This is a genomic window from Rugamonas sp. GW822-FHT03B10 (genome assembly GCF_058801745.1).
On record NZ_JBXANP010000004.1, the window covers coordinates 79,574 to 103,219 of the forward strand.

General features: G+C 69.3%; 22 protein-coding genes and 1 pseudogene. 10 read left to right on the forward strand and 13 right to left on the reverse strand.

Annotation, left to right across the window (positions count from 1 at the left end):
• Nucleotides 1-45 precede the first annotated feature (45 nt).
• The 4 genes from AC1RQG_RS08405 (at nt 46) to AC1RQG_RS08420 (ending at nt 2,600) form a co-directional block, all read left to right on the forward strand.
• Nucleotides 46-312 (forward strand): hypothetical protein, encoded by a 267-nt coding sequence (locus AC1RQG_RS08405; RefSeq protein WP_493130217.1) that lies wholly within the window; start codon nt 46-48, stop codon nt 310-312.
• Nucleotides 309-1,220: a sensor histidine kinase gene (locus tag AC1RQG_RS08410; protein WP_493130219.1), complete on the forward strand. Its 912-nt coding sequence runs from the start codon at nt 309-311 to the stop codon at nt 1,218-1,220. The genes AC1RQG_RS08405 and AC1RQG_RS08410 overlap by 4 nt, the downstream gene beginning before the upstream one ends.
• Nucleotides 1,217-1,993, forward strand: a complete 777-nt coding sequence (locus tag AC1RQG_RS08415) for a LytR/AlgR family response regulator transcription factor (RefSeq protein ID WP_493130221.1) — start codon at nt 1,217-1,219, stop codon at nt 1,991-1,993. The genes AC1RQG_RS08410 and AC1RQG_RS08415 overlap by 4 nt, the downstream gene beginning before the upstream one ends.
• Nucleotides 1,994-2,171: 178 nt before the next feature.
• Complete coding sequence (locus tag AC1RQG_RS08420) at nt 2,172-2,600, forward strand: VOC family protein (RefSeq protein ID WP_493130223.1); 429 nt, start codon at nt 2,172-2,174, stop codon at nt 2,598-2,600.
• 48 nt (nt 2,601-2,648) lie between these two features.
• On the opposite strand, the gene AC1RQG_RS08425 is transcribed toward AC1RQG_RS08420, so the two are convergent.
• From AC1RQG_RS08425 to xapA, 7 genes are all read right to left on the reverse strand, one after another.
• The gene (locus AC1RQG_RS08425) at nt 2,649-3,869 is read right to left on the reverse strand and encodes a nucleoside deaminase (protein ID WP_493130225.1); all 1,221 of its coding nucleotides are present in this window, start codon (nt 3,867-3,869) and stop codon (nt 2,649-2,651) included.
• Between the two features lie 5 nt (nt 3,870-3,874).
• On the reverse strand, nt 3,875-4,282 hold the full coding sequence (locus AC1RQG_RS08430) for a cytidine deaminase (RefSeq protein ID WP_493130227.1): 408 nt from the start codon (nt 4,280-4,282) through the stop codon (nt 3,875-3,877).
• Between the two features lie 119 nt (nt 4,283-4,401).
• Complete coding sequence (deoA, locus tag AC1RQG_RS08435; RefSeq protein WP_493130229.1) at nt 4,402-5,727, reverse strand: thymidine phosphorylase; 1,326 nt, start codon at nt 5,725-5,727, stop codon at nt 4,402-4,404.
• Nucleotides 5,728-5,873: 146 nt separating this feature from the next.
• Complete coding sequence (locus AC1RQG_RS08440; RefSeq protein WP_493130231.1) at nt 5,874-8,267, reverse strand: aldehyde dehydrogenase family protein; 2,394 nt, start codon at nt 8,265-8,267, stop codon at nt 5,874-5,876.
• 18 nt (nt 8,268-8,285) lie between these two features.
• Entirely contained in the window at nt 8,286-9,248 is a 963-nt protein-coding gene (gene deoC, locus AC1RQG_RS08445; protein WP_493130233.1) for a deoxyribose-phosphate aldolase, read from the reverse strand.
• On the reverse strand, nt 9,245-10,438 hold the full coding sequence (locus tag AC1RQG_RS08450) for a phosphopentomutase (protein ID WP_493130235.1): 1,194 nt from the start codon (nt 10,436-10,438) through the stop codon (nt 9,245-9,247). Before AC1RQG_RS08450 ends, deoC begins: the two co-directional genes overlap by 4 nt.
• Nucleotides 10,439-10,527: 89 nt before the next feature.
• Nucleotides 10,528-11,367 carry a xanthosine phosphorylase gene (xapA, locus tag AC1RQG_RS08455; RefSeq protein WP_493130237.1) on the reverse strand — a complete coding sequence of 280 codons (840 nt, stop codon included), beginning with the start codon at nt 11,365-11,367 and terminating at the stop codon, nt 10,528-10,530.
• Nucleotides 11,368-11,687: 320 nt separating this feature from the next.
• Here xapA and AC1RQG_RS08460 point away from each other — a divergent pair, with 320 nt between their 5' ends.
• Genes AC1RQG_RS08460 through AC1RQG_RS08470 form a run of 3 tightly spaced genes read left to right on the forward strand, consistent with a single transcriptional unit; the run spans nt 11,688 to nt 14,761 of the window.
• The gene (locus AC1RQG_RS08460; protein WP_493130239.1) at nt 11,688-12,860 is read left to right on the forward strand and encodes a carbohydrate kinase; all 1,173 of its coding nucleotides are present in this window, start codon (nt 11,688-11,690) and stop codon (nt 12,858-12,860) included.
• A gap of 44 nt (nt 12,861-12,904) precedes the next feature.
• Nucleotides 12,905-13,828, forward strand: coding sequence for a pseudouridine-5'-phosphate glycosidase (locus tag AC1RQG_RS08465; RefSeq protein ID WP_493130241.1), 924 nt, complete (start codon nt 12,905-12,907; stop codon nt 13,826-13,828).
• 24 nt (nt 13,829-13,852) lie between these two features.
• The gene (locus tag AC1RQG_RS08470; RefSeq protein ID WP_493130243.1) at nt 13,853-14,761 is read left to right on the forward strand and encodes a LysR family transcriptional regulator; all 909 of its coding nucleotides are present in this window, start codon (nt 13,853-13,855) and stop codon (nt 14,759-14,761) included.
• Nucleotides 14,762-14,788: 27 nt separating this feature from the next.
• On the opposite strand, the gene AC1RQG_RS08475 is transcribed toward AC1RQG_RS08470, so the two are convergent.
• From AC1RQG_RS08475 to AC1RQG_RS08500, 6 genes and pseudogenes are all read right to left on the reverse strand, one after another.
• Nucleotides 14,789-16,582: a GGDEF domain-containing protein gene (locus tag AC1RQG_RS08475; RefSeq protein WP_493130245.1), complete on the reverse strand. Its 1,794-nt coding sequence runs from the start codon at nt 16,580-16,582 to the stop codon at nt 14,789-14,791.
• Nucleotides 16,583-16,705: 123 nt separating this feature from the next.
• Nucleotides 16,706-17,611, reverse strand: coding sequence for an RNA polymerase sigma-70 factor (locus AC1RQG_RS08480; protein WP_493130247.1), 906 nt, complete (start codon nt 17,609-17,611; stop codon nt 16,706-16,708).
• A 94-nt stretch (nt 17,612-17,705) separates the two neighbouring features.
• Nucleotides 17,706-18,173 (reverse strand): carboxymuconolactone decarboxylase family protein, encoded by a 468-nt coding sequence (locus AC1RQG_RS08485; RefSeq protein WP_493130249.1) that lies wholly within the window; start codon nt 18,171-18,173, stop codon nt 17,706-17,708.
• Between the two features lie 156 nt (nt 18,174-18,329).
• Complete coding sequence (pcp, locus tag AC1RQG_RS08490; protein WP_493130251.1) at nt 18,330-18,980, reverse strand: pyroglutamyl-peptidase I; 651 nt, start codon at nt 18,978-18,980, stop codon at nt 18,330-18,332.
• A 14-nt stretch (nt 18,981-18,994) separates the two neighbouring features.
• The gene (locus AC1RQG_RS08495) at nt 18,995-19,951 is read right to left on the reverse strand and encodes a DUF979 domain-containing protein (RefSeq protein WP_493130253.1); all 957 of its coding nucleotides are present in this window, start codon (nt 19,949-19,951) and stop codon (nt 18,995-18,997) included.
• A 137-nt stretch (nt 19,952-20,088) separates the two neighbouring features.
• Nucleotides 20,089-20,820 (reverse strand): annotated as a pseudogene (locus AC1RQG_RS08500) (DUF969 domain-containing protein); the annotation flags it as partial.
• Nucleotides 20,821-21,016: 196 nt separating this feature from the next.
• On the opposite strand from AC1RQG_RS08500, the gene AC1RQG_RS08505 reads away from it, so the two are divergent.
• The 3 genes from AC1RQG_RS08505 to AC1RQG_RS08515 all read left to right on the forward strand — a co-directional run bounded on the left by AC1RQG_RS08505 (nt 21,017) and on the right by AC1RQG_RS08515 (nt 23,620).
• Nucleotides 21,017-21,529 (forward strand): MarR family winged helix-turn-helix transcriptional regulator, encoded by a 513-nt coding sequence (locus tag AC1RQG_RS08505; protein WP_493130255.1) that lies wholly within the window; start codon nt 21,017-21,019, stop codon nt 21,527-21,529.
• Nucleotides 21,530-21,784: 255 nt separating this feature from the next.
• Nucleotides 21,785-22,972 (forward strand): MFS transporter, encoded by a 1,188-nt coding sequence (locus tag AC1RQG_RS08510; RefSeq protein ID WP_493130257.1) that lies wholly within the window; start codon nt 21,785-21,787, stop codon nt 22,970-22,972.
• Between the two features lie 27 nt (nt 22,973-22,999).
• Nucleotides 23,000-23,620 (forward strand): hypothetical protein, encoded by a 621-nt coding sequence (locus AC1RQG_RS08515; RefSeq protein WP_493130259.1) that lies wholly within the window; start codon nt 23,000-23,002, stop codon nt 23,618-23,620.
• The last annotated feature ends 26 nt before the right edge of the window (nt 23,621-23,646 follow it).

The window sequence follows — 23,646 nt, forward strand, 5'->3', positions numbered from 1 at the left end:
GCACTACATTGACGTCATCGGCCATCTTTCAGAAGGAGTTGCCAGATGAGTAAAATGACCCGCCAGAGCGTGCTCGACGTCCTCAACGAAGTGGGCACGGCCTTCCTGCATACGGCACGTTACGGCGCGCGCACGCTGCAGCGCATGTCGTGGCCGGCGCTGCTGCTGGCCTGCGTCCTGATGGCCATGATCCTGACCCTGCTGCCGCTGGCGCTGCTGCTGTTCACGGCCTTCCTGCTGCTCAAGCTGGCCGTGGGCGCCTGCCTCCTCGAACGCCACAACAAGGCCCGGCCGCCGGAGCGCCATCCGTGACGGCGGCCAAGCGCGCCCCGGGCCGCGTGCTGGGCTTCCTGCGCGAACTGGGCGACACGGCCAGCGCCCTGTGGTGGCGCTTTTTCGACTGGCTGGCCCAGGTGGCATGGCGCAAGCTGATCATCATCTGGGTGCTGGTGCTGCTGCTGGACCTGACCCCGTTCGGCCAGCCCGAGCAGGCGCTGGCCTTCATACTGGCCTCGTTCGGGCTCAAGGTGCTGGCCGGCGGCAAGCGCAAGGCGGAGCTGGAGGCGCGCCAGGCCTCGGCCCACGCGGGCGAGGAGACGCTGGAACGACGGCTGGTGGAGGCCCGGCTGGCGGCCCTGCAAGCGCAGGTCGAACCGCACTTCCTGTTCAACACCCTGGCCCTGATCGGCCAGCTGATCGAAACCGATCCGCCCGAGGCGGCCCGCATCCACGCCCACCTGATCGACTACCTGCGCGCCACCCTGCCGCAGATGCGCGCCAAGGGCAACGGCACGCTGGGCCGGCAGCTCGACATGGCGCGCGCCTACCTGGCCATCATGCAGGCGCGCATGAAGGCGCGGCTGGCCGTGTCGATCGACGTGCCGGCCGAATTCCACAGCGCCAGCTTCCCGCCCATGATGCTGCAGATCCTGATCGAGAACGCCATCAAGCACGGGCTGGAACCGAAGATCGAAGGCGGCCGCATCGACATCCGCGCCAGCGTCACGGGCCAGCAGCTGCAGGTGGACGTGATCGACGACGGCGTGGGCTTTTCGGCGCACGCGGGCGACGGCATGGGCCTGGCCAATGTGCGCGAACGGCTGCAACTGCTGTACGGCCCGCGCGCCGAACTGGTGATCGAGGCGCCGTTGACGGGCGGCGCGCGCGCCACGATACGGCTGCCGTACGCGCCCGACATCTTCGCCAGGGGGCCGGCATGAATCCGCAACTGCGCGCCACGGCGCTGATCGCCGACGACGAGGACGCCATGCGCGACCAGCTGCGTACGCGCCTGCGCGAGGCGTGGCCGGCGCTGGAGATCGTGGCCGAGGCGGCCAACGGCATCGAGGCCGTGGCGCTGGCCGGCCAGCACCAGCCCGACATCGTGTTCCTCGACATCCGCATGCCGGGCCTGTCGGGCATCGAGGCGGCCCGCATGCTGTTCAACCGCTGCCACCTGGTGTTCGTGACGGCCTACGACCAGTACGCGATCGAAGCGTTCGAACAGGGCGCGCTCGACTACGTGCTCAAGCCGGCCGGCGGCGAACGGCTGAAAACCACGTGCGCCCGCTTGCAGACGCGGCTGGGCAGCCAGCCGGCCAACATCGAGCAGCAATTGACGGCCCTGCTGCGCGGCCAGCACGGCGGCAAAGCGGGAGGGAAACCCGAGTACCTGCGCTGGATCCAGGCCGTGGTGGGCAGCAGCCTGCGCATGATCAGCACGCGCGAAGTGCTGTTCTTCCGGGCCGACGAGAAATACACGCGGGTGCAGACGCCGCAGTCCGAAGTGCTGATCCGTAAAACGCTGAAGGAACTGGCCGACGAGCTCGACCCCGACGAGTTCTGGCGCATCCATCGCTCCACGCTGGTGCGCGTGGACGCCATCGAGGAAGTCACGCGCGACTTGCGCGGCCGGCAGATGGTGCGTGTACGCAACTTTCCCGAATTGCTGGAAGTGAGCCGGGGCCACGCCCACCTGTTCCAGCAGATGTGACCGCGCGCCGGTTGTGGCGGCGCCCCCGCTGGTCTATATTGGAGCCAGCCACCGGGTTCACCGCCCAATCGCCGTCCATCTGAGCGATATCAACACGGCCCCCACGCGGGCCGGCCGAGGCGAACCCCCTGGGCCTGGTCACGATCGAAGCAGTTCCACACCAGATTGGGAGAGCACCATGTCCACGATACCGAAGGCCACCAAGGCCACCGTCATCCCCTGCATGCGCTACCGCGACGCGCCGGCCGCCATCGAATGGCTGTGCGACACGTTCGGCTTTGTCAAACAACTGGTGGTGCCCAACGACGACGGCACCATCGCCCATGCCCAGCTTTCGTACGGCAACGGCATGATCATGCTGAGCTCCGTGTTCGACACGGAATATGGCCGCCTGATCCGGCAACCGTCCGACAAGGACAAGGCCGTCACGCAAAGCGCCTACCTGATCGTCAACGACGCCGACCTCGTGTACGGCCGCGCGCTCGAAGCGGGCGCCCACATCCTGCTCGACATCAAGGACGAGGACTACGGCGGACGCGGCTTCACCTGCCGCGACCCGGAAGGCCACCTGTGGAGCATCGGCACCTACGATCCATGGCAGGGTTGAGGGCGAGGCGGGCGCACCGGCGCGCGCGACGCGCGTCCGGCGCGGAACTCAGCCCAGCGCCGCGACCAGCGCCGCGTCGGCCACCTGCGTGGGGCGGATGCGGATCACGTCGCGGTACAGCGGCGGCAAGCCCGCGCACAGGGCGGCCAGCGCGTCCGCGTCCATGCGCGCACGCACATACTGGAACTGGGCCGGATTGGCCGGCGGCAGCGGGCCTTCCATGGTCGAGCCATACGCGCCCAGCTCCATGAAACTGAGGGCGCTCCCGTCCGGCCCCTGCGCGAACACGAAGGTGCCGTCCCTGGGATGACCGAGGTACTGGCGCACCTCGTCGCGCTGGTTCGGCGTGGCGTCGGCCATCAACTGGTGGCGCAGGCGCGCGTAGGCGCGCGTGGTCTCCATGAACGCCGTGCGGATGCCGGACCCGCCCCGGCTGCCGGGCAGGCAAAGCAGCAGGTTGCCGAACGCGTCGAGCAGCGCCACGGCGTCGCCCGCGCCGCCGCGCGCGCGGTCCTCGTCCATGGCGCGCCGCAGATAGGGGGCCAGGTCGGCGTCCGGCTGCTGCGGCGTGCAGCGGTAGGTGAGCGCGTCGGGATAGACGGCCTTGAGCGCGCGCACGATCGCATGGTCGGGCGCCAGCGTGGCCGGGCACTTGAGCTGCGCCTGCGGCAGATCCGTGTTGAACAGCGCCGTCACCTCCTCCTCGGTGGCCTCGAACACGAGCGAGCACAAAGCCTGGGTCGGTTCCGACACGGTCTTGCCGATGAAGAAGGGCTTGGTCGCCGCGCCCGTGGCGGGGCGCGCATACTGCGACGATCCCAGCACGGCCGGGTAGCTGAACGTGGCGCCGGCCTGTGCGCGCAACGGCGCCGGCAGCGACGGGAAGGTGGCGCTGGCGTCGAAGTTGATGCCGGCCTGCCGGTCCGGCGCGGCCGCCACCACGTTGAAGCCGGCGGCCAGGATGGCGCCGCTGCACATGCAGCACGGATCGAGCGAGGTGACGATGGTGATGTCGTGCGGCGCGGGCAGTTCCCTGCCCTTCGCCAGTTCCGAGAAATACCAGTCGACCAGCTGGCGTTCGCCGTGGGCCGTGGGATCGTAGACCAGGCCGTTGCGGATCACGTTGTTATGCACCGACATCAGCACCGCGCCGTGCTGGTCGAGCATCACCCCGCCCACGCCGAACGTGCCCTGGGTTTTGGCCGCGATGGCCTCGGCCGCCGCGATGGCGACGGCAGCCTGCACGTCGACGGTTTTCCTGAGCGCCAAGATGCTTACTTCTTTTTCAGGTCGGCGCCGCCGAAGGCGTTGGGCAGCTGGGCCGCCGCCGTCGTCTCGAACACGTCGCCCTTCAGGTTGCTCAGCACCACAGGCAGCTCGTTGCCGCCCAATTCCAGGATCACCTGGCGGCAGGCGCCGCACGGGGCGATGGGGCCGTCCGTCTCGCCGATCACGGCCAGCTTGTCGAAGTCGCCGGGCTGGTAGCCATGCGCGAAGGCGCTGAAGAAGGCCGTGCGCTCGGCGCAGTTGCACAGGCCATAGGACGCGTTCTCCACGTTACAGCCGTGGAACACGCGGCCGTCGTGGCACAGCAGCGCCGCGCCCACCTTGAAGTTCGAGTATGGCGTGTAAGCCTTGAGGCGCGCAGCGGCCGCCTCGGCGATCAATTGTTCGTTGTTCATCAGCATTCTCTCAATTGGGGACGTAACACAATATCGCGGCAAGCGCCGAAAACCAGGGTCAGACCCAAGGGTCAGACCCTTTAGCTGCGTTTGCATCTAATTGTGTTACGTCCCGGTTTTTATTGCGGGCGGATCGCGCGGTAGATCACGGGGTTGGCGGCCGGCGCGGCGTCGGCGATATGATACGCGGCCTGGATCTCACGCACCGCTTGCTGGGCCGCCGCTTCCGTGCGCGCGTGCACCATGGCCAGCGGCTGGCCCGCTTCGATGCGCTCGCCCAGTCCCGCCAGTTCCGTCAGGCCGACGGCGAAGTCGATGCCGTCGCTCGGACGACGGCGGCCGCCACCGAGGCTGACCACGGCCAGGCCGATGCCACGGCAGTCGGTGCCGGCCGCGTAGCCGGCCTTGGGCGCCGGCACGGGCACCACGATAGGCGCGCGCTCCAGGTGACGGTCCGGATTTTCCAGCAGGTCGGCCGGGCCGCCCAGCGCCACCACCATGCGTGCGAAACGGCTGGCCGCTTCACCACTGTCGAGCGCCGCCTGCAGTTTGGCGCGCGCCGCCGTCTCGTCGGCGGCCAGGCCGCCCAGCACCAGCATCTCGGCGCACAGCGCCATCGTCACCTCGTGCAGGCGCGCGGGACGCGCGCGGCCCGTCAGGTAGTCCATCGCGCCGCGCACTTCGAGCGCGTTGCCGGCGTAGGGCGCCAGCGATTCGTTCATGTCCGTCAGGATGGCCGAAGTGCGCATGCCGGCGCCATTGCCGACCGTGACGATGCTCTGCGCCAGCTCCAGCGATTTCTCGTAGGTCGGCATGAAGGCGCCGCTGCCCACCTTGACGTCCATCACCAGCGCGTCCAGCCCGGCCGACAGCTTCTTCGACAGGATGGAGCCGGTGATCATGGCCACCGATTCCACCGTGGCCGTGACGTCGCGAATCGAATAGAAGCGCTTGTCGGACGGCGCCAGCGAGGAGGTCTGGCCGATGATGGCCACGCCCACCTCGCGCACCACCTGGCGGAAGCGCGCGTTGTCGGGCACCGTGCAGTAGCCGGGGATGGCGTCGAACTTGTCGAGCGTGCCGCCGGTGTGGCCGAGGCCGCGGCCGGAGATCATGGGCACGTAGCCGCCGCACGCGGCGATCATGGGGCCGAGCAGCAGCGACACCACGTCGCCCACGCCGCCGGTGGAGTGCTTGTCCAGCACGGGGCCGGGCAGGTTCAGCGAGCGCCATTCCAGCACTTCGCCCGAGTCGCGCATGGCCAGCGTGAAGGCCACGCGCTCGTCCATGGTCATGTCGTTGAAGAACACGGCCATGGCCAGCGCGGCGATCTGCCCTTCGCTGACGCTGCCGTCCGTGATGCCGCGCACGAAGAACTGAATCTCCTCGGCGCTCAGCGCGCCGCCATCACGCTTTTTGCGGATGATCTCTTGGGTTAAAAACATGCGATGCTCCGCTTGAAAAATCATTGTTCTGAAAGTGGGGCCGGTGGCCGCCATCTTGTCCTGCGTGGCCGGTTGTCGGTCGCCGGTGTCGCACAGGCCTTAAACCAGGGTCAGACCCAAGGGTCAGACCCTTTCGCTTCCGCCGCTTAGACGCCGTATGGGATCCAGATGTTCTTCACCTGCGACGCGTGCGCGAGGACGGCGCGGCCACCTGCCTGGGCCGCGCTGTACCAGTCGCGTCCCCTGACGCCGCCCACCCAGGTGCGCTTGAGCGTGCCGGCCGACAGGCGCTCCACTTCGGCGCAGCCTTCCGCCGAGCCGTCGTGGCGCCACACGGCGTCGATGTCGGCGTGGGTGGCCAGCGTGCGCGCCAGTTCGTCGGCGCTGCCGGTGACGATGTTGACCACACCGCCCGGCAGGTCGGACGTGTCGAACACCTGGTACATGTCGGTGGCCGACAGCGGATGCGCTTCCGACGGCACCACCACCACACGGTTGCCCAGCGCGATGGCCGGCGCCACCAGCGAAATGAAGCCCAGCAGCGGCGCCTCGTTCGGGCACACGATGCCGATCACGCCCACCGGCTCGTTGAGCGCCACGGTGATGCCGTGCATCGGCGGCTGGTGCGCCTGGCCGTCGTACTTGTCGGCCCACGCGGCGTAGTAGAACAGGCGCTCGATGGCGGCCTGCACTTCGCGCTCGGGATTTTTGGCGCCCGTCATGGCGGCTATGCGGGCCGCGAATTCTTCGCCGCGCGCGGCCAGATTCTCGGCGATGTAGTACAGCACCTGGGCGCGGTTGTGCGCCGTGGCCTTGGTCCAGCCGCCGGCCTTGTGGGCCGCTTCCACGGCGTTGCGGATGTCCTTGCGGTTGCCCTCGCCCACCTCGGCCAGCAGCTCGCCGTTGGCGCCGTGGATGGCGCGGCTGTAGGCGCCGTCGGGGCGCGCCTGCTTGCCGCCGATGTACAGCTTGGCCGTGCGGTCGATGCCGAACGGGCTGTCTTGCGGGGCCGACGCGTTTGCTTTGGCGTTGGCCTTGGCCTGCGCTTCCACCAGCGGTGCGGCCGGGCGCGCGTCCTCCGACAGCGCCGTCAGGTATTCGTACATGCCTTCGCGGCCACCCTCGCGGCCGAAGCCCGATTCGCGGTAGCCGCCGAAGCCGCACGCGGCGTCGAACTGGTTGGCGGTGTTGATCCACACCACGCCGGCCTTGATCTGCGGCGCCACGTCCAGCGCCAGGCTGATGTTCTCGGTCCACACGCACGAGGCCAGGCCGTACACGGTGTTGTTGGCCAGTTGGACCGCCTCGGGCGGGGTGCGGAAGCTCATCGCCACCAGCACCGGGCCGAAGATTTCAGCCTGGGCCACGGCGGCCGCCGTGGAGGCGCCCGTGATCAGCGTGGGCGGGAACCAGGAGCCGTCAGCCGGCAGTTCGCAGGCCGGCTGATAGATGGTGCAGCCCTCGGCGCGGGCCGATTCCACCAGACCAGCGATGCGCTGGCGCTGCACCGGGTCCACCAGCGCGCCGATGTCGATCGACTTGTCGAGCGGGGAACCGAGCGTCAGCTTGTCCATGCGGGCACGCAGCTTGGCCAGGAATTTGGCCTCGACCGATTCCTGCACCAGCAGGCGCGAACCGGCGCAGCACACCTGCCCCTGGTTGAACCAGATCGAATCGACCAAGCCTTCCACGGCCGCATCCAGATCGGCGTCCTCGAACACGATGAACGGCGATTTGCCGCCCAGTTCCAGCGACAGCTTCTTGCCGCTGCCTGCCGTGGCCACGCGGATCGCGCGGCCCACTTCCGTCGATCCCGTGAAGGCGATCTTGTCGATGCCGGGATGCTTGACGATGGCCTCGCCCACGCGGCCGTCGCCGGTGACGATGTTGACCACGCCGGCCGGCACGCCGGCCTGCACGCACAGTTCGGCGAACAGCATGGCCGTCAGCGGCGTGAACTCGGCCGGCTTGAAGACGACGGTGTTACCGGCCGCCATGGCGGGCGCGATTTTCCAGGCCAGCATCAGCAGCGGGAAGTTCCACGGCACGATCTGGCCCACCACGCCCACGGCGCGGTAGTCGGCGAATTCCTCGGCCTGCAGCTGGGCCCAGCCGGCGTGGTAGTAGAAATGACGCGCGGCCAGCGGCAGGTCGACGTCGCGCGTTTCGCGGATGGTCTTGCCGTTGTCCAGCGTTTCGAGCACGGCGAACAGGCGCGCGTGCTTTTGCAGCAGCCGCGCCAGCGCGTACATCACGCGCGCGCGGCCATGGCCGCCCAGCGCCTGCCAGCCCGGCTGGGCGCGGCGGGCGGCGGCCACGGCGCGCTCCACGTCCGCGTCCGTGGCCTGGGTCAGGTCGGCCAGCTTGCCGCCGTCGGCCGGGTTGGCCGAGGCGAACAACTCACCCGGTTCGCTCCAGGCGTTGTCGATGAACAGGCCGAAGGTGCGGCCGCGCTGTTCCAGCCAGGCTTGCGCTTCCTTGGTGCTCTCGGGTGCTGGGCCGTATTCCATGGTGTTGAGAATCTCGTTAATAGTGGGCATGACGAATCCGTTGTGATCTTAGGGTTGCGCGTGGCGGTGGGCGGCCGAGTAAGCACCGGTGACGTAGTGCTCGATCTGGCGCTCGATGTCCGTCAACAGGCTGGACGCGCCGATGCGGAACAGGTGCGGCTGCAGCCATTCGTTGCCCAGTTCTTCCTTCATCAGCGTCAGGTACTGCAGCGCGGCCTTGGCCGTGCTCACGCCGCCGGCCGGCTTGTAGCCGATCTTGAAGCCGGTCTGCTCATGGTAGTCGCGGATCGCGCGCACCATCGTCAACGAAACGGGGATGGTGGCGTTGACGGGCTCTTTGCCGGTGGAGGTCTTGATGAAGTCCGCGCCCGCCATCATGCACACCCACGAGGCCTTGGCCACGTTCTCCAGCGTGACCAGTTCGCCCGTGGCCAGGATGGCCTTCACGTGCGCTTCGCCGCAAGCCTGACGGTAGGCCACCATCTCGTCGTACAGCGCCTGCCAGTTCCCCGTCAGCACGTGCTGGCGCGTGATCACGATGTCGATCTCGGAGGCGCCGGCGGCCACCGACAGTTCGATCTCGCGCACCTTGGTCTCCAGGCTGGTCAGGCCGGCCGGGAAGCCGGTGGAGACGGCGGCGATCGGCAGGCGGCCCTGCAGCACCTGCGCGGCCGGCTTGATCATCTCGTGGTAGACGCACACGGCGCCGGTCGTCAGCGGGTAATCCTGCAAGCCCATGGCCTGCACCAGGTCGGCGCGCAGCGGGCGCAGCGCCTTGCGGCACAGGCGCTCGACGCGGCCCGGCGTGTCGTCGCCCGACAGCGTGGTCAGGTCGATCAGGCCGATGGCCTTGACCAGCCACGCGGCCTGGTATTCCTTCTTGACCGTGCGGCGGTTGGCCAGGCTGGCCGCGCGGCGGTCGGCGGCGGCCTTGTTGATGTGGATGTGGTTGATCCAGCCCAGGTCGAGGGGGACCGCTTCGTTGCGCTTGAAGCCGGGGACAGTGCTCATAACAGGTTGCTTCCGTTCGAAAGAGGTTGGACGCCGAGGTGGTTGGCCACGGTCTGGCCGATGTCGGAGAAGGATTCGGAGATGCCCAGCGCGCGCGGCTGCACGCCGGGGCCGAAGAAGATCATCGGGATGTGTTCGCGCGTGTGGTCCGAGCCGGTCCAGGTGGGGTCGCAGCCATGGTCGGCCGTCACCACCACCAGGTCGCCCTCGCGCAGCTTGGCCATGAACTCGGGCAGGCGCGCATCCATCTCGTGCAGCGCGTTCGAGTAGCCGGCCACGTCGCGGCGGTGGCCGAAGGCCTGGTCGAAGTCGACGAAGTTGACGAAGGTGAGCGCGCCGTCGCCGGCCTCGTCGGCCACCTTCAGCAGCGCGTCGAACAGGGCCATGTTGTCGGCGCCCTTGACCACGCGCGACACGCCCTGCGCGGCGAAGATGTCGCTGATCTTACCGAGCGCGATCACCTCGCCGCCGCCGTCCTTCACGTGGTCCAGCAGCGTGGGCGCGGGCGGCGCGACGGCGTAATCGTGGCGGTTGGTGGTGCGCGTGTACTTGCCGTTGGCGCCCACGAACGGGCGCGCGATCACGCGGCCGATGTTGTACGGTTCGACCAGCTTGAAGGCGATCTCGCACAGCTCGTACAGGCGTTCGAGGCCGAACGACTCCTCGTGCGCGGCGATCTGCAGCACCGAGTCGGCCGAGGTGTAGATGATCGGTTTGCCAGTGGCCACGTGCTCGTCGCCGTGCTTGTTGATGATCTCCGTGCCGGAGGCGTGGCAGTCGCCCAAGAAACCGGGCACCTTGCCCAGTTCCCGCAGGCGGGCCGTCAGCTCGGACGGGAACGAGGGCACGGTGCGGGGGAAGTAGCCCCAGTCGAATTCCACCGGCACGCCGGCGATCTCCCAGTGGCCGCTCTGGGTGTCCTTGCCGGTCGAGCGCTCGCGGGCGGCGCCGTAGGCGGCCGTGAAACCGTCGCGCTGGTTGAAGCCCTCGGCCCACTGGCCGCAGGCCGTGTGGGCGGCGGCGGCCAGGCCCAGTTTTTCCAGCGTCGGCATGTTCATCGGGGTGCCGGCCTTGGCGGCCCAGGCGGCGATGTGGCCGAAGGTGTTGGCGCCGGTATCGTTGTACTTGGCGGCGTCCGGCGTGGCGCCGAGGCCGAAGGAATCCAGCAGGAGGATAAATGCGCGTTTCATGATGTGCTCCGGGACGGCTAAGACTAAGTGTTCAGTGTAGGCCCATGGCCCAAAAAACAAAGGGGCGGACCAGGCCGCCCCACAGGGATTTACGCTTGCGGCGTTTTCGCCACGTTGGCCAGGAAGCCCAGTATCAGCTCGATCAGCGACTTGGCGCCCACGGCCGCGTATTTCAGCGTCTGCTCGTGCGACAGCGGGAACGGCGACAGCCCCTCGGCCAGATTGGTGATGACGGACACGCCCACCACCTTCAGGCCGCAATGGCGGGCCGACACCACTTCCGGCACCACCGACATGCCCACCACGTCGGCGCCCAGCGTCTTGAAGGCGCGGATCTCGGCAGGGGTCTCGAAGTTCGGGCCGGCGTAGGCGATGTACACGCCTTCGTGGATGGTGATGCTCTTTTCGGCGGCCGTCGCCTGCAGCAGCTTGCGCAGGTCGGCGTCGTAGGCGTTGGCCATGCTGAAGAAGCGCGGGCCGAAACGCTCGTCGTTCGGGCCGATCATCGGCGTGCCGGGCAGGTAGTTGATGTGGTCGGTCAGCGCCACCAGCGAGCCGGCGTCCACTTCCGTGCGCAGCGAACCGGCCGCGTTGGTCACGAACAGCATCTCGCAGCCGAGCAGCTTCATGGTGCGCACGGCCGACGTCATCACGCCCAGGCCATAGCCTTCGTACACGTGGCCGCGGCCTTTCATGCACACCACCGACACGCCGGCCAGCGTGCCGATCACCAGTTCGCCGGCGTGGCCGTGCACGGTGCTGATGGGGAAACCGGGCAGTTCATCGTAGCTGATGGTCACCGCGTCCGTCATCTGTTCGGCCAGCACGCCGAGGCCCGAACCGAGGATCATCGCGATGCGCGGCTTGAAGTCGGCCGGGATGCGCGCGCGCACGATGGCGGCGGCCTGGAATGGGGAATTATTAGACATGGATATCCTCGTTTTTATCTGTCGTGATCGGTAATGTTCGGAATGGTCGATGCTGTGTTGCCCTGCGCGCGCAGCGCAGTCTGGCCGGGCGCCGGGCGCCGCTACAACAACTACGGGTGATGCGGATGTGTTGCGGGTACAAAGTTGCGGATCAAAACTGGTTGAACGACACTATGCCTGATCGTTATATGTATGGCAAATACCATTTTTCTTCATCATTTATATACGCAATGAATAAATAGGCGCGATTCGGAGCCTGCACAATTGACAGGCAGAAAACATTTGTTTAGGATTGAAAACAAAAGTTTAACGCCACGGCCATGACGGAACCCTCGAAAAAGGAACAGCTGTACCAGCTGATCCGCGCCAACCCCTTCATCTCCCAGCAGGACCTGGCCATCGAGCTGCGCCTGTCGCGGTCGGCCGTGGCCGGTCATATCGCGGGCCTGATCCGCGAACGCCGGCTGCTGGGCCGGGCCTACGTGCTGCCCGACAAACGCCCCATCGTCTGCATCGGCGCGGCCAACCTGGACCGCAAGCTGCGCACGCTGGCGCCGCTGCAACTGGGCACTTCCAACCCGGCCAGCGCCGAGGAAGTGTTCGGCGGCGTGGCCCGCAACATCGCGGAAAACCTGACCCGGCTCGCCATCCCCGCCGCCCTGCTGACGGCGCTGGGCACCGACGCGGCCGGACGCGCGCTGGCCGACCACGCCGAGGCGGCCGGCATCGACCTGCGCGGCACGCTGCAGGTGGTCGACTGCGCCACCGGCACCTACACGGCGGTGCTGGACGCGGGCGGCGAGATGACGGTGGCGCTGGCCGACATGGCCCTGTACGACCGCCTCACGCCGGCCTTCCTGGCCAGCCGCCAGCCGCAACGCTCGGCCGCCGCCATGACCGTGGCCGACCTGAACCTGCCGCGCGACAGCGTCGCCCTGCTGCTGGCCGACGCCCGCCAGGACGCCGTGCCGCTGGTGATCGTGGCCGTGTCGCAGCCGAAGATGGCGCGCCTGCCGGCCGACCTGCACGGCCTGCGGCTGCTGATCCTCAACCGCGGCGAACTGGAAGCGCGCGTGGGCCGCGCCCTGCCGACGGCCGACGACGTGGCCGCCGCCTGCCGCGAGGTGCAGGCCCAGGGCGCGCGCGACGTGATCGTCACCTGCGGCGGCGAAGGCGTGTTCCACACCACGGCCGGCCAGGGCCCGCTGGCCTGGCTGCCGGCCCGCCGGGTCGCGGTGGTGGACGTGACGGGCGCCGGCGACGCGTTCGCGGCCGCCGTCTGCTGGTCGCTGTACCAGGGCAGCGACGACCTCGGGCTGGCCTGCCGGCGCGGCCTGAAGGTGGCCGCCATGACGCTGGAAAGCCCGGACACCGTCTCGCCCGTGCTGGCGGCCGACGTGCTCGACGAGATCAACGACTTCGACCTGCCACCCGTGACCCTGCCCGTCTTCCCCGCGCCGGGCGCGCCCGCCCCGCCGCCAACGCCACGCTAACGCCACCCCAACGCCACCCCAACGCCACCCACAGGAGCGACACCATGCACCCCTACCTCTCGTTCTCGCCCGAAGTGGCGGCCGCCCGCGCCGCCGGCAAAGCCATCGTGGCGCTGGAATCGACCATCATCTCGCACGGCATGCCGTATCCGCAGAACGTGGAGATGGCGCGCGAAGTGGAACAGATCATCCGCGACGGCGGCGCCGTGCCGGCCACCATCGCCACCATCGACGGCAGGATCTGCATCGGCCTGTCGCCCGGGCAGCTGGAGCTGCTGGCCACGGCGCCGGACGCCATGAAGGTGAGCCGGCGCGACCTGCCCTACGTGCTGTCGCAGGCGAAGCTGGGCGCCACCACGGTGGCCGCCACCATGATCTGCGCCCGGCTGGCCGGGATCGAGGTGTTCGTCACGGGCGGCATCGGCGGCGTGCACCGCGGCGCCGAGACCAGCTTCGACATCTCGGCCGACCTGCAGGAACTGGCCCGCACCTCGGTGGCCGTGGTGTGCGCCGGCGTCAAATCCATCCTCGACATCGGCCTCACGCTCGAATACCTGGAGACGCACGGCGTGCCGGTGGTGAGCGTGGGCCAGCCCGGCTTCCCGGCCTTCTTCACGCGCGAGAGCGGCCACCAGGCCGACTTCCAGCTCGACACGGCGGCCGAACAGGCGGCCTTCATCCGCACCAAGTGGGAACTGGGGCTGGACGGCGGCGTGGTGGTCAGCAACCCGGTGCCGCAGGCGCAGGCCATGCCCAAGGCGGAGATCGACGCCATCACGGAACAAGCGCTGGCCGAGGCGGCGCAGCGCGGCATCACGGGCAAGCAGGTCACGCCGTTCCTGCTGGGCCGCATCAAGGACTTGACGGCCGGGCGCAGCCTGGCCACCAACATCGCGCTGGTGAAGCACAACGCGCGCGTGGGCGCGGCGCTGGCCTGCGCCATGCGCGCCCATCCCGCCACCCGCTGACTGATGCCCGGAGCGCGCCACGCCATGTCCATCGACCTCAAACAGTTGCGCTACTTCCTGGCCGTGGCCGAGGAAAAAAGCTTCAGCCGGGCGGCCGAGCGGCTGCACATCTCGCAGCCGCCGCTGAGCCAGCAGATCATGAAGCTGGAGGCGGAACTGGGCGTGCGCCTGTTCGCCCGCACCACCCGCACCTTCGAGCTGACGGTGGCCGGCAAGGCGCTGATGCAGGAGGCGACCGAGCTGCTGGCGCGCATGCGCATGACGATCGACACCATCCGCCAGATCGACCGCGGCGAGGTGGGACGGCTGCGGGTGGGCATCGTGGGCTCGGCCATGTGGGGGCCGATACCCAGCCTGCTCGAGGAATTCCAGACCAAGTACCCGCGCGTGACGTGGACCCTGCACGAACTGGGCCCCACCGTGCAATACGAGGCGTTGCGCGCCAAGCAGGTGGACGTCGGTTTCTGGCGCGAGCCGAAGCTGGGCGACGATGAACTCAAGCGCGACAACCTGCGCCAGGAACTGTGCTACCGCGAGAACGTGTGCGTGGCCATCAACGATCACCACCCGCTGGCCGCGCGCGCCGAGATCGACCTGATGGACATCGCCCAGGAGCCGATGCTCACGCTGGCGCTCGACAAGTCCTCGTTCCCGCGCTACCTGATCGAATGCTGCGTCAAGGCCGGCTTCCAGCCGACGATATTCCAGGAGGCGAACGAGCCGCAGACGCTGCTGGCCATGGTGGGCGCGGGGCTGGGGGTGACCCTGCTGCCGGAGACGACCAGCCGCATCGGCTGGCCCGGCGTGGTGTTCGTGCCGCTGCGCGATCCGCCGTCGGCCAACCTGTACATCACCTACCCGGCCAACGACGACGCGCCCGTGGTGCGCGCCTTCCTCAACATCATCAATCCGCCGGCGCAGGGCGAGGACTGACGGTCGCGACGGCGCCAGCCCGGCCCCTCACGCCACCATCACGCAATTGCGCCCGCCGTTCTTGGCGCGGTACAGGGCCTGGTCGGCCCGCAGCAGCAGGCGCGAGATGGAGTCGGCGGCGCCCGGATCGAGCGCCGCCACGCCCACGCTGATGGTCACGCCGTAGTGGCGGCCGTCGTCGCCGCGCAGCGGCAGCGCGGCCACCGAGGCGCGCAGCCGCTCGACCAGCTCGACGGCCAGTTGCGGCTCCGTGTCGGTCAGCAGCAGCACGAATTCCTCGCCGCCGAAACGGGCGATCAGGTCGGCGCCGCGCATGCCGCTGCCCAGCACGTCCGCGACGGCCACCAGCGCGCGGTCCCCCGCCAGGTGGCCATGCTCGTCGTTGATGCGCTTGAAGTGGTCGATGTCGAGCATGCACAGCGTCAGCTTGTTGCCGTAGCGGTGCGCGCGCTCGATCTCGTGCGCGATCCACTCCATCATGCGGCGCCGGTTCGGCAGTCCGGTCAGCTCGTCCGTGCTGGCCCGCAGTTCCAGCTCCGCGTTGGCGCTGCGCAGTTCGCGCGTGCGGTGCTCGACGCGCGCCTCGAGCTGCCGCCGCTCGTCGATCAGGGCGCGGTGCAGCCGCAGCGCGCGGCGCGCCAGCGCGAAGCAGAACATGGCCGGCAACGGCAGCCACGTGAGGGCGCCATTGAAGTGGATCGCGTCGTTGACGCCGGCCGGCAGCGTATAGCCCCAGTGCCCCTGCAGCCACGGCGCGAGCAGCGGGTCCCACAGCCGGTTGACCAGGTCGATGAACAGGGACGGCACCAGCCCGAACATGAGCAGCAGACCATCCTGGCTGTCATGCTCGCCGCGCCGCCAGCTCAGCCATCCGCCCAGCATAATCAGCGATTCGACCACCATGTCCTGCCCGTTCTCGAACGCGAAGCGGTCCATGTGCGGCATGGGCAGCGGCACGCCGGCCAGCGCCAGCAGCGCCCAGCCGAGCAGCGCGGCGTCGACGGCGATCACGGCGTACAGCGCGCGCGCCAGCCACGCGCTGCTGCGCCCGAAACGGCCGAAGTGCATGGCCAGCCAGCACAGCAGGCAGGTCGAGAGCGGCGTGGCCAGTTGCCACAACCAGCCGCAGTCCACGTCCAGCAGCAGCACGTCCAGCCGCGCGTAGGACAGCAACGACAGGCCCAGCGCGAACGAATAGCCGGCGTATTCGCCGAATTCGCGTTCGCGCAGGGCCAGGCCGAAGGCGGCCGTGAACATGGTCGACGTCAGCAGCAGCGTGGCCGCCAGCAGCGTCGTCATCAGGGTGCGCTGCTGCGCCGGCAGCACGGCCTCCCACGGGCCCTGGCCGCGCGCGATCACGCGCTCGGGGAAGGCGGGATTGGACGACACCAGTTGCAGATACAGGGGGCCGGCGCGCAGGTCGGCCAGCGGCAGCAGCAGGCGCCAGCCCTGGTCCAGGGCGCCGCCGGCTTCGGCGCCGGCGGCGCCCATCGGCAACGGCTGGCCGCCGCCATCGAACAAGGTCATGCGCAACATGGTCGAGTGTTGCAGCACCAGATAGTCGTGCTCCGCGCCCGGCGCCGCCGCCGGCCCGGTCAGCGCGACGCGCAGCCAGCAGGTCTGGCCGCGCGCGACCAGGGCGCCGGCGTCGGGCAGGGGCAGCCAGTCCGCCGCCTGCCTGGCCGCGGCTTGCCAATCCGGCGGCGGACCGCAACGGTAGTCGAGCCGGGTCGATGCCGGCTGCGCCTGGCATAGCAGAGGCAACAGCGCGGCCCACGACAACACGAAGGCGATGGTGACGCGGCGAAGTCTGCTCAACATGGATCCGTTCTTGGAGGAGGCTGCCGGACGGAATGCGCGGCAACTTACATTAACAACAAGAACGATTATAGCGCGCCGGTTAGCGCGCCGGCGCCGGCCCTGGCCCCCTGCCCCCAGCCGCGATCACAGGTGTTGCGGCAGCCCCACCAGCTTGTCCGGATTGCGGACGATGAAGACGGCGACGATGCGGCCGTCCTCGATGGTGAACGACTGCGCCGATTCGAGCGCGCCGGCCACATAGCGCAGCAGCCCCGGCTCGCCGTTGATGCGCGCGCCGCGGTATGCCACCCGCGCCGGGAACTGGTGCTCCAGCGACCAGTACACGCCCGCCACCCGTCCCGCCCCTTGCAGCATGTGCAGGAAGGACTTGACCTTGCCGCCGCCGTCGGCCACCAGTTTGACGTCGTCGGCCATCATCGCCTTCATGGCGGCGCGGTCGCCGCTGGCCGCCGCTTGCATGAAGCGCGCCAGCAGCGCGCGGTGGGTGTCGCCCGGCACGGCGAAGCGCGGCTGCTCCTGTCGCACCCGCGTCCGGGCCCGGTGCACGAGCTGGCGGCAACTGGCCTCAGTCTTGCCGAGCATGGCCGCGATGTCGGCGTAGTCGTGCTCGAACACCTGCCGCATCAGGAAGGCGGCGCGCTCCTCGGGCGCCAGCCGCTCCAACACCCACATGAAGGCCAGCGACACGTCGCTCGCCAGCTCGGCGGCGCTTTCGGGCGTGTCCTGGTCCAGCGCCACCAGCGGCTCCGGCAGCCACCAGCCCACGTAGCTGTCGCGCTCGGCCTGGCGGCTGCGCAGGCGGTCGATGGCCAGCCGGGTGGCGATCGTCACCAGCCACGCCTCGGCCGATTGCACGTCCTCGCGCGCGCCCGCGTGCCAGCGCAGCCATGCGTCCTGCACCACGTCCTCGGCGTCGGCCCGTATGCCGAGCATGCGGTAGGCGATGGAGAACAGGCGCGGGCGCAGCGCGGCGAAGGTCTGCTCGTCGGAGGTGGAGGTGGTGGCGTAGGTGTGGGCGGGATCGTTCATGGCGCGTCGGTCGGGCGGCGGTGCAAGGAGACGGCGCCGCCCGGGACGATTGTAGTCCCGGACGGCGCCGCTGTCGGCGTTTCTTCAAGCGTGCTCACATGCCTGGCGGCGGCACTTCCGGGATCTGGTTGCGCAGGGCCAGGTTGAGCATGTTCCAGCCCCGGATGGCGGCCACGGCGAAACTGAGCTCGGCGATCTCGTTCTGGCTGAAATGCTGCTGCACCTCGGCGAAGGCGGCGTCGGTGGCGTCGTGCTGGGGCAGCGCGTTGACGGCTTCGGCCCAGCCCAGCGCGGCCCGCTCGCGGGGGCTGAAGAACGGCGCCTCGCGCCAGCCGGCGATGGCGTTCAGGTGGCGCGGCTCGGCCTCCTGCTTGATCAGGTCGCGCCAGTGCATGTCGATGCACACGCCGCAGCCGTTGATCTGGGAAATGCGCAGCTGCACCAGCTCGACCAGACGGGCGCCCAGCGAGCTTTGTTTGACCGAGGCCGACAGGTTGATCATGGCCTTCATGTTGGCCGGGGCCAGCGTGAAGAAGGGGATGCGGGGGGCGTGCTGTGACATGGCGGTACCTTTCTCGTGGTGGCGGCGGGCGCCCATTGCGCCTGCCCTCCCCCATTAGACGGACCGGCCGCGCCGCTTGTGACAGCGCCGCCCATTTTTTTTCGCCGCCATGATCGGGACGGCGGGACGGCCGGGCGGCGGGGCGGCCCGGCGGCCTCAGTGCGTCACCCCGCCCGCCTCGCGCAGGTCGACGTCGTAGGCCAGCACCGTGCGCACGGCGATGCGCAGGCCCTCGATCATGTCGGTCAGCCGCATGCTGGGCGCGCCCGGGTGGCGCGCGGCCTGCTGCGGCAGGTAGGGCACGTGGATCAGGCCGGCGCGCATGGTGGTGCCCCAGTCGGCCGCCTGGTGCATCAGGCTGTAGAACACGTGGTTGCACACGAAGGTGCCGGCCGACTGCGACACGGACGCCGGCAGGCCGGCCTCGCGCAACTGGTGCACGATGGCCTTGATGGGCAGCGTGGAGAAGTAGGCGGCCGGGCCGCCCGCCACCACGGGCACGTCCACCAGCTGGCGCTTGCGGTTGTCGGCGATGGGCGCGTCGTCGACGTTGATGGCGATGCGCTCGACCGTCATGTCGACCCGGCCGCCGGCCTGGCCCACCATGATCACGATGCTGGGCTGGACTTCCTCCACGTACTGGTGCAGCAGCTTGCTGGCCACGCCGAACGCGCACGGCAACTGGCGCGCCACCACCGTGAAATCGCCCTCCTGCCAGTCGCCCAGCACGCGCACGGCCTCCCACGACGGGTTGATGTCCTCCTTGTTGAACGGTTCAAAGCCGGTCAACAATATGAATTTGTTCATGCATTTCGCTCCAGTTACCGATACATCAGAAAATACAACAGGCCGACGTTGACGGCCAGCAGCGGCAAGGCGGTCGGCAGCTGCGCCTTGATCACGCCGTGCTTGTCGTCCAGCTCCAGCAGGGCCGCCGGCACGATGTTGAAGTTGGCCGCCATCGGCGTCATTAGGGTGCCGCAGTAGGCGCTGAACATGCCGATGGCCGCCATCACGGCCGGATCGGCATGGTACACGCCCACCAGCACGGGGATGCCGACACCGCCCGTCATCACGGGGAACGCGGCGAAGCCGTTGCCCATCACGATGGTGAACAGCGCCATGCCCACGCAGTACACGGCCACCGCCGCCAGCCGCGTGTCGAGCGACAGCCACTGGGTGACGACATGGGCCACGGCCTTGCCCACGCCGGCCTGCACGAACAACAACCCCAGCACGGCCAGCATGTGCGGCAGCACCACGGCCCAGCCCATGCCGTCGACCAGCCGGCGCGCCTCGCGCAGCGCCTGCAGCGGCGTGGCGCGGGTCAGCCAGCAGGCCGCGCCCACGGCCAGCAGCGCGCCGCAGCCCAGGCTCACCAAGGTCAGGTTCTTCGCCTCCAGCAGCGGCTGGCCGCCCAGTTGCGCGTGCTTGAGCAGCGTGGCGCCGGCGATGGTGACGGCCGGGATCAGCAGCGCCGGCAGCAGCAGCCGGTGCCCGAGGCGCCGCGCGCTGGCGGCCCGTTCGCCGGCCGCGCGCTCGCCGTGGCGCCCCGGCAGCACGCCGCCCAGGCCGGCCAGCAGCGCCATCGCCACCATGGCCAGCCCCACCGCCTGCGGCGGCAGCCGCTCGCCGGCCAGGTAGACCAGCGCGTACAGGCCCCAGAACAGGGCGGCCGCGTGGCGCCGCGGGTGGTGGCGGTCGCGCAGCGTCATGACGGCGATCAGCGCCAGCATGGCGCCCACCACCAGGTAGAAATAGTCGAGCATGATGGTCATGCGCCGTCCCCGGCCGCCGACCCGCCCCGCCCGTCGCCGGCGCGCGCCGGCTGCGCCGGTTGCGCCGCCGATGCCGCAGGTGGCGCCGCAGCCACGGGTGGCGCCGCAGCCGCAGGTGGCACCGATGCCTCCGGTGGCGCCGATGCCGGCGCGTGCTGCGTCGCGGCCACGCGCGCCAGCGCCTGCGCGCCCTCGCGCGCGATGCGCGCGTCGAGCCGGCGCAGCCGCCAGGCGTGGATCACGAACGCGCTGACGGCCGTCGGTATGCCCCACAGCGCCATGCGCAGCGGATCGACCTCCAGCCCTTCGCCGCGCAGGATGGTCTGCATCAGCACGATGGCGCCGAAGGCGACGAAGATGTCCTCGCCGAAGAACAGGCCGACATTGTCGGTGGCGGCGGCCATGGCGCGGATGCGCTGGCGCAGCGCGTGGCCCAGGCCCGGATGGCGGGCGGCGGCCACCCCCTCGGCCATCGGCGCCACCAGCGGGCGCACCATGGTGGGGTGGCCGCCCAGGCTGGTCAGGCCGAAGGCGGCGCTCAGTTCGCGCACCAGCAGGTAGGCGATCAGCAGCCGGCCCGTGGTGGCCGAGCGGATCCGCGTCACGACGGCCTGGGCGTGCTCGCGCAGGCCGTAGCGTTCGAGCAGGCCGATGGCGGCCAGCGGCAGCAGCAGGATCAGGGGCAGGTTGCGGGTCTTGACGAAGGCCGTGCCCAGCGCGGCCAGCCACTCGCCGGGCGGCATGGCGACGGCCGCGCCGGTGGCGGCGCAGGCGGCCACCACCACCAGCACCGGATGCGCGCGCAGCGCGAAACCGGCCACGATCACGGCCACCCCGGTCAACGGCCACAGATTGACGGCTGCCTGCATGCGCGCTCCTTTCCACGGAAAAATGCTGGCATGATCTTACCCCAGCCGGCCGCCGGCGCGTGGGACGGACGCGCCAAACGGCCCGTCCGTCACGGCGGCGCGGCGACAAAATAATCAAAAAAGCAAAAAATCTCTTTGACAGGCACAATTTAGCACGCTAATATTTATCCAACTACTAATCAAACGAGACACCACCATGTTGGAACTCAAGGATCTACCCAGCTTCGATACCTTGTCGCAGTTCGCCAAGCTCTATCCCAATCCCGATATCGACGGGGTGCAAACGTGGCTGCTGCTGTCGCGCAGCTGCAGCGACATGATGGCCGAGTTCGAAGTGAACCTGGCGCGCCATGGCCTGTCGCAGACCAAGTTCTTCGTGCTGCTGCTGCTCAAGCGCAGCCCGGGCGGGCTGGGCGTGGGACGGCTGGCCGAGGGGGTGAGCGTGTCCTCGCCCACCATGACCGGCATCGTCGACCGCCTCGAGCAGGCCAAGCTGTGCCGGCGCGAGCAGGACGTGGGCGACCGCCGCGCCTGGGTGGTGCGGCTGCTGCCGGCCGGCGAGGCGCTGCTGGCCGAAGCCCTGCCCGAGCATTACAACTGGGTGGCGCAACTGATGGGCGTGTTCAGCCCCCAGGAGCGCGAGCAATTGCGCGGCCTGATGCGCAAGCTCAACGCCAGCATGGCCGACATCAAGGCCGTGGCCGCCTGATGCGGCCGGGCCGGGCGGCCATCGCCGCGCGGCCCGGGTGGCGGATTTTTTTTTGCATAAAATATTTAGCCAGCTACATAGTTCAACGCTATTTTTATGCTAATATTGAAACTGTGATTAAAAAGTAACTAATTGGGAAGTGACCGATTCGACCCGCTGGCGACGCCAGTTTTTTTTGAATTATTTACTTAGCCTGCTACATAGTTACTACCTAAATAAAAGCCGTCGTATTAATAGCCAACGAAAGGATAGACAATGAAACATCCGGTTGCCGTGTTGACCCTGCTGGCGCTGTGCGGCCTGGCCGCCGTCTCCCAGCTCTACCTGCCGCTGCCGCTGCTGGGCCAGATCGGCCGCCAGTTCGGGCTCGACGCGGCCGGCGCCGGGGCCGCGCTGGGCGCGTTCAGCTTCGCCTACGCCAGCGGCTTCCTGCTGTTCGGCCCGCTGTCGGACCGGATCGGCCGCAAGCCCGTCATGGTGGGCGGCCTGCTGGCGTTGACGGTGGCCACTGTGCTGCTGAGCCAGGCCAGCACGCCGGCCGGGCTGTACGCGGGCCGCGCCCTGCAGGGCCTGGCCACGGCCGCCTTCCCGCCGGCCGCGCTGGCCTTCCTGGCCGAAGCGCTGCCGGGCCGGCTGCGCCTGTGGGGCCTGGCCTGGCTAAGCACGGGCTTCCTGCTGGCCGGCCTGGTGGGCCAGATCTACGGCGGCCTGGCCGGCGCCGCCTACGGCTTCGGCTGGGCCGTGGCCCTGCCCTGCCCGATCTATCTGGCCACGGCCTGGATGCTGGCCCGCCTGCCGCAGGAACTGCGCGCCCCTGTCACCACCCCGCTGCTGGCCAGCTACAGCGGCCTGCTGCGGGTGCTGCGCCAGCCGGCGCTGCGCACCGTGTACGGCGCCGCCCTGCCCCTGATGATGAGCTTCGTGGCCTTCTACCTGGGGCTGGACCACCACCTGGGCGCCGCGCTGCGGGCCGCCAACCTGAGCCCGCTGACCGTGCGTGCCCTGGCCCTGCCCGGCTTCCTCATGCCGCTGGCCGTGGCCGTGCTGCTGCCCCGCTTCGGCGCCCAGCGCATGGTGAGCGTGGGCCTGGCGACGGCCGCCGCCGGGCTGGCCACGGCCGCCGTGGCCGGCGCCACGGGCGACCACCTGGCCGCCACGCTGGCCGCCAGCGTGCTGTTCGTGGCCGGCGTGGGCATCAGCGTGCCGAGCCTGATCGCCCGCACCAGCGCCCTGGCCGAGGCCAGCTGGCGTGGCCAGGCCGTGTCGCTGTACACCTTCGTGCTGTTCAGCGGCGCCAGCCTCGGCCCGTGGCTGGCCGGCGCGGCCGCCCGGCTGCCGGCCGGCCAGTTCTTCGGCTGCCTGGCCCTGCTCGTGACCGCCGCCCTGATCATCAGTTTGCCCACCGGCCGCTTGGCCGCCGGCGCCGCCGTGGCGCCCCGCTGAGCGCCCCCTTCCTCAAGGAGAACCAGGATGAAACCGAACACCAACGCCGCCAACGACCGCGACCCGCATGACCAGGACCAGCCGCTGCCCGTGCGCCTCGATGCGCGCCTGCGCCCGCCGGCCGGCTTCGAGAAGCTGGCCAGCGTCAACCCGGTCACGCTGGACGGCGCCCCCGCCTGGCACTTGCGCTACGAGCGCGGCGACGGCCGCAACGGCGGCCTGGGCGGCGAACACTACAGCATGGTGCTCTCGCCGTCGGGCCGGCTGCTGGGCAAGACGTGGTTCAGCGCGGCCCAGTGCCACGGCGCGCTGCCGAGCGTGGCCCAGGCCCAGCGCATCGCCCATTCCTATCTGGAGCAGCAGGCGCCGGACCTGCTGCCGGGCATGGCGCTGCAATGGGTGCAGCCGCACGACGAGACGCTGCGCACCGCGACGGCCGACGGCCAGCCCCGCCAGCACACGCTGACGGGCATGAAGGTCAAGTGCCGCAACGAGAACGACGGGCGCTACTTCTGGGTCATCGTCGGCGCCGACGGCGTGGTGCTGACCTTCGAACGCGACATCGTATGGGATTTCACACGCAGCCTGCGCCAGACGGAGAAATGGCTGCATGACAGTTGGTTGATGGGGCACGCCGCCCTGGCTTGAGCATGGCGCTTCGGACCGAAGGCATT

Bases quoted from the DNA above. Each gene is read 5' to 3' on its own strand.
- AC1RQG_RS08405 (WP_493130217.1), top strand. From the start codon at position 46: ATGAGTAAAATGACCCGCCAGAGCGTGCTCGACGTCCTCAACGAAGTG.
- AC1RQG_RS08415 (WP_493130221.1), top strand. From the start codon at position 1,217: ATGAATCCGCAACTGCGCGCCACGGCGCTGATCGCCGACGACGAGGAC.
- AC1RQG_RS08420 (WP_493130223.1), top strand. From the start codon at position 2,172: ATGTCCACGATACCGAAGGCCACCAAGGCCACCGTCATCCCCTGCATG.
- AC1RQG_RS08430 (WP_493130227.1), bottom strand. From the start codon at position 4,282: ATGAACAACGAACAATTGATCGCCGAGGCGGCCGCTGCGCGCCTCAAG.
- deoA (WP_493130229.1), bottom strand. From the start codon at position 5,727: ATGTTTTTAACCCAAGAGATCATCCGCAAAAAGCGTGATGGCGGCGCG.
- AC1RQG_RS08440 (WP_493130231.1), bottom strand. From the start codon at position 8,267: ATGCCCACTATTAACGAGATTCTCAACACCATGGAATACGGCCCAGCA.
- deoC (WP_493130233.1), bottom strand. From the start codon at position 9,248: ATGAGCACTGTCCCCGGCTTCAAGCGCAACGAAGCGGTCCCCCTCGAC.
- AC1RQG_RS08450 (WP_493130235.1), bottom strand. From the start codon at position 10,438: ATGAAACGCGCATTTATCCTCCTGCTGGATTCCTTCGGCCTCGGCGCC.
- xapA (WP_493130237.1), bottom strand. From the start codon at position 11,367: ATGTCTAATAATTCCCCATTCCAGGCCGCCGCCATCGTGCGCGCGCGC.
- AC1RQG_RS08460 (WP_493130239.1), top strand. From the start codon at position 11,688: ATGACGGAACCCTCGAAAAAGGAACAGCTGTACCAGCTGATCCGCGCC.
- AC1RQG_RS08465 (WP_493130241.1), top strand. From the start codon at position 12,905: ATGCACCCCTACCTCTCGTTCTCGCCCGAAGTGGCGGCCGCCCGCGCC.
- AC1RQG_RS08470 (WP_493130243.1), top strand. From the start codon at position 13,853: ATGTCCATCGACCTCAAACAGTTGCGCTACTTCCTGGCCGTGGCCGAG.
- AC1RQG_RS08475 (WP_493130245.1), bottom strand. From the start codon at position 16,582: ATGTTGAGCAGACTTCGCCGCGTCACCATCGCCTTCGTGTTGTCGTGG.
- AC1RQG_RS08480 (WP_493130247.1), bottom strand. From the start codon at position 17,611: ATGAACGATCCCGCCCACACCTACGCCACCACCTCCACCTCCGACGAG.
- AC1RQG_RS08485 (WP_493130249.1), bottom strand. From the start codon at position 18,173: ATGTCACAGCACGCCCCCCGCATCCCCTTCTTCACGCTGGCCCCGGCC.
- pcp (WP_493130251.1), bottom strand. From the start codon at position 18,980: ATGAACAAATTCATATTGTTGACCGGCTTTGAACCGTTCAACAAGGAG.
- AC1RQG_RS08495 (WP_493130253.1), bottom strand. From the start codon at position 19,951: ATGACCATCATGCTCGACTATTTCTACCTGGTGGTGGGCGCCATGCTG.
- AC1RQG_RS08505 (WP_493130255.1), top strand. From the start codon at position 21,017: ATGTTGGAACTCAAGGATCTACCCAGCTTCGATACCTTGTCGCAGTTC.
- AC1RQG_RS08510 (WP_493130257.1), top strand. From the start codon at position 21,785: ATGAAACATCCGGTTGCCGTGTTGACCCTGCTGGCGCTGTGCGGCCTG.
- AC1RQG_RS08515 (WP_493130259.1), top strand. From the start codon at position 23,000: ATGAAACCGAACACCAACGCCGCCAACGACCGCGACCCGCATGACCAG.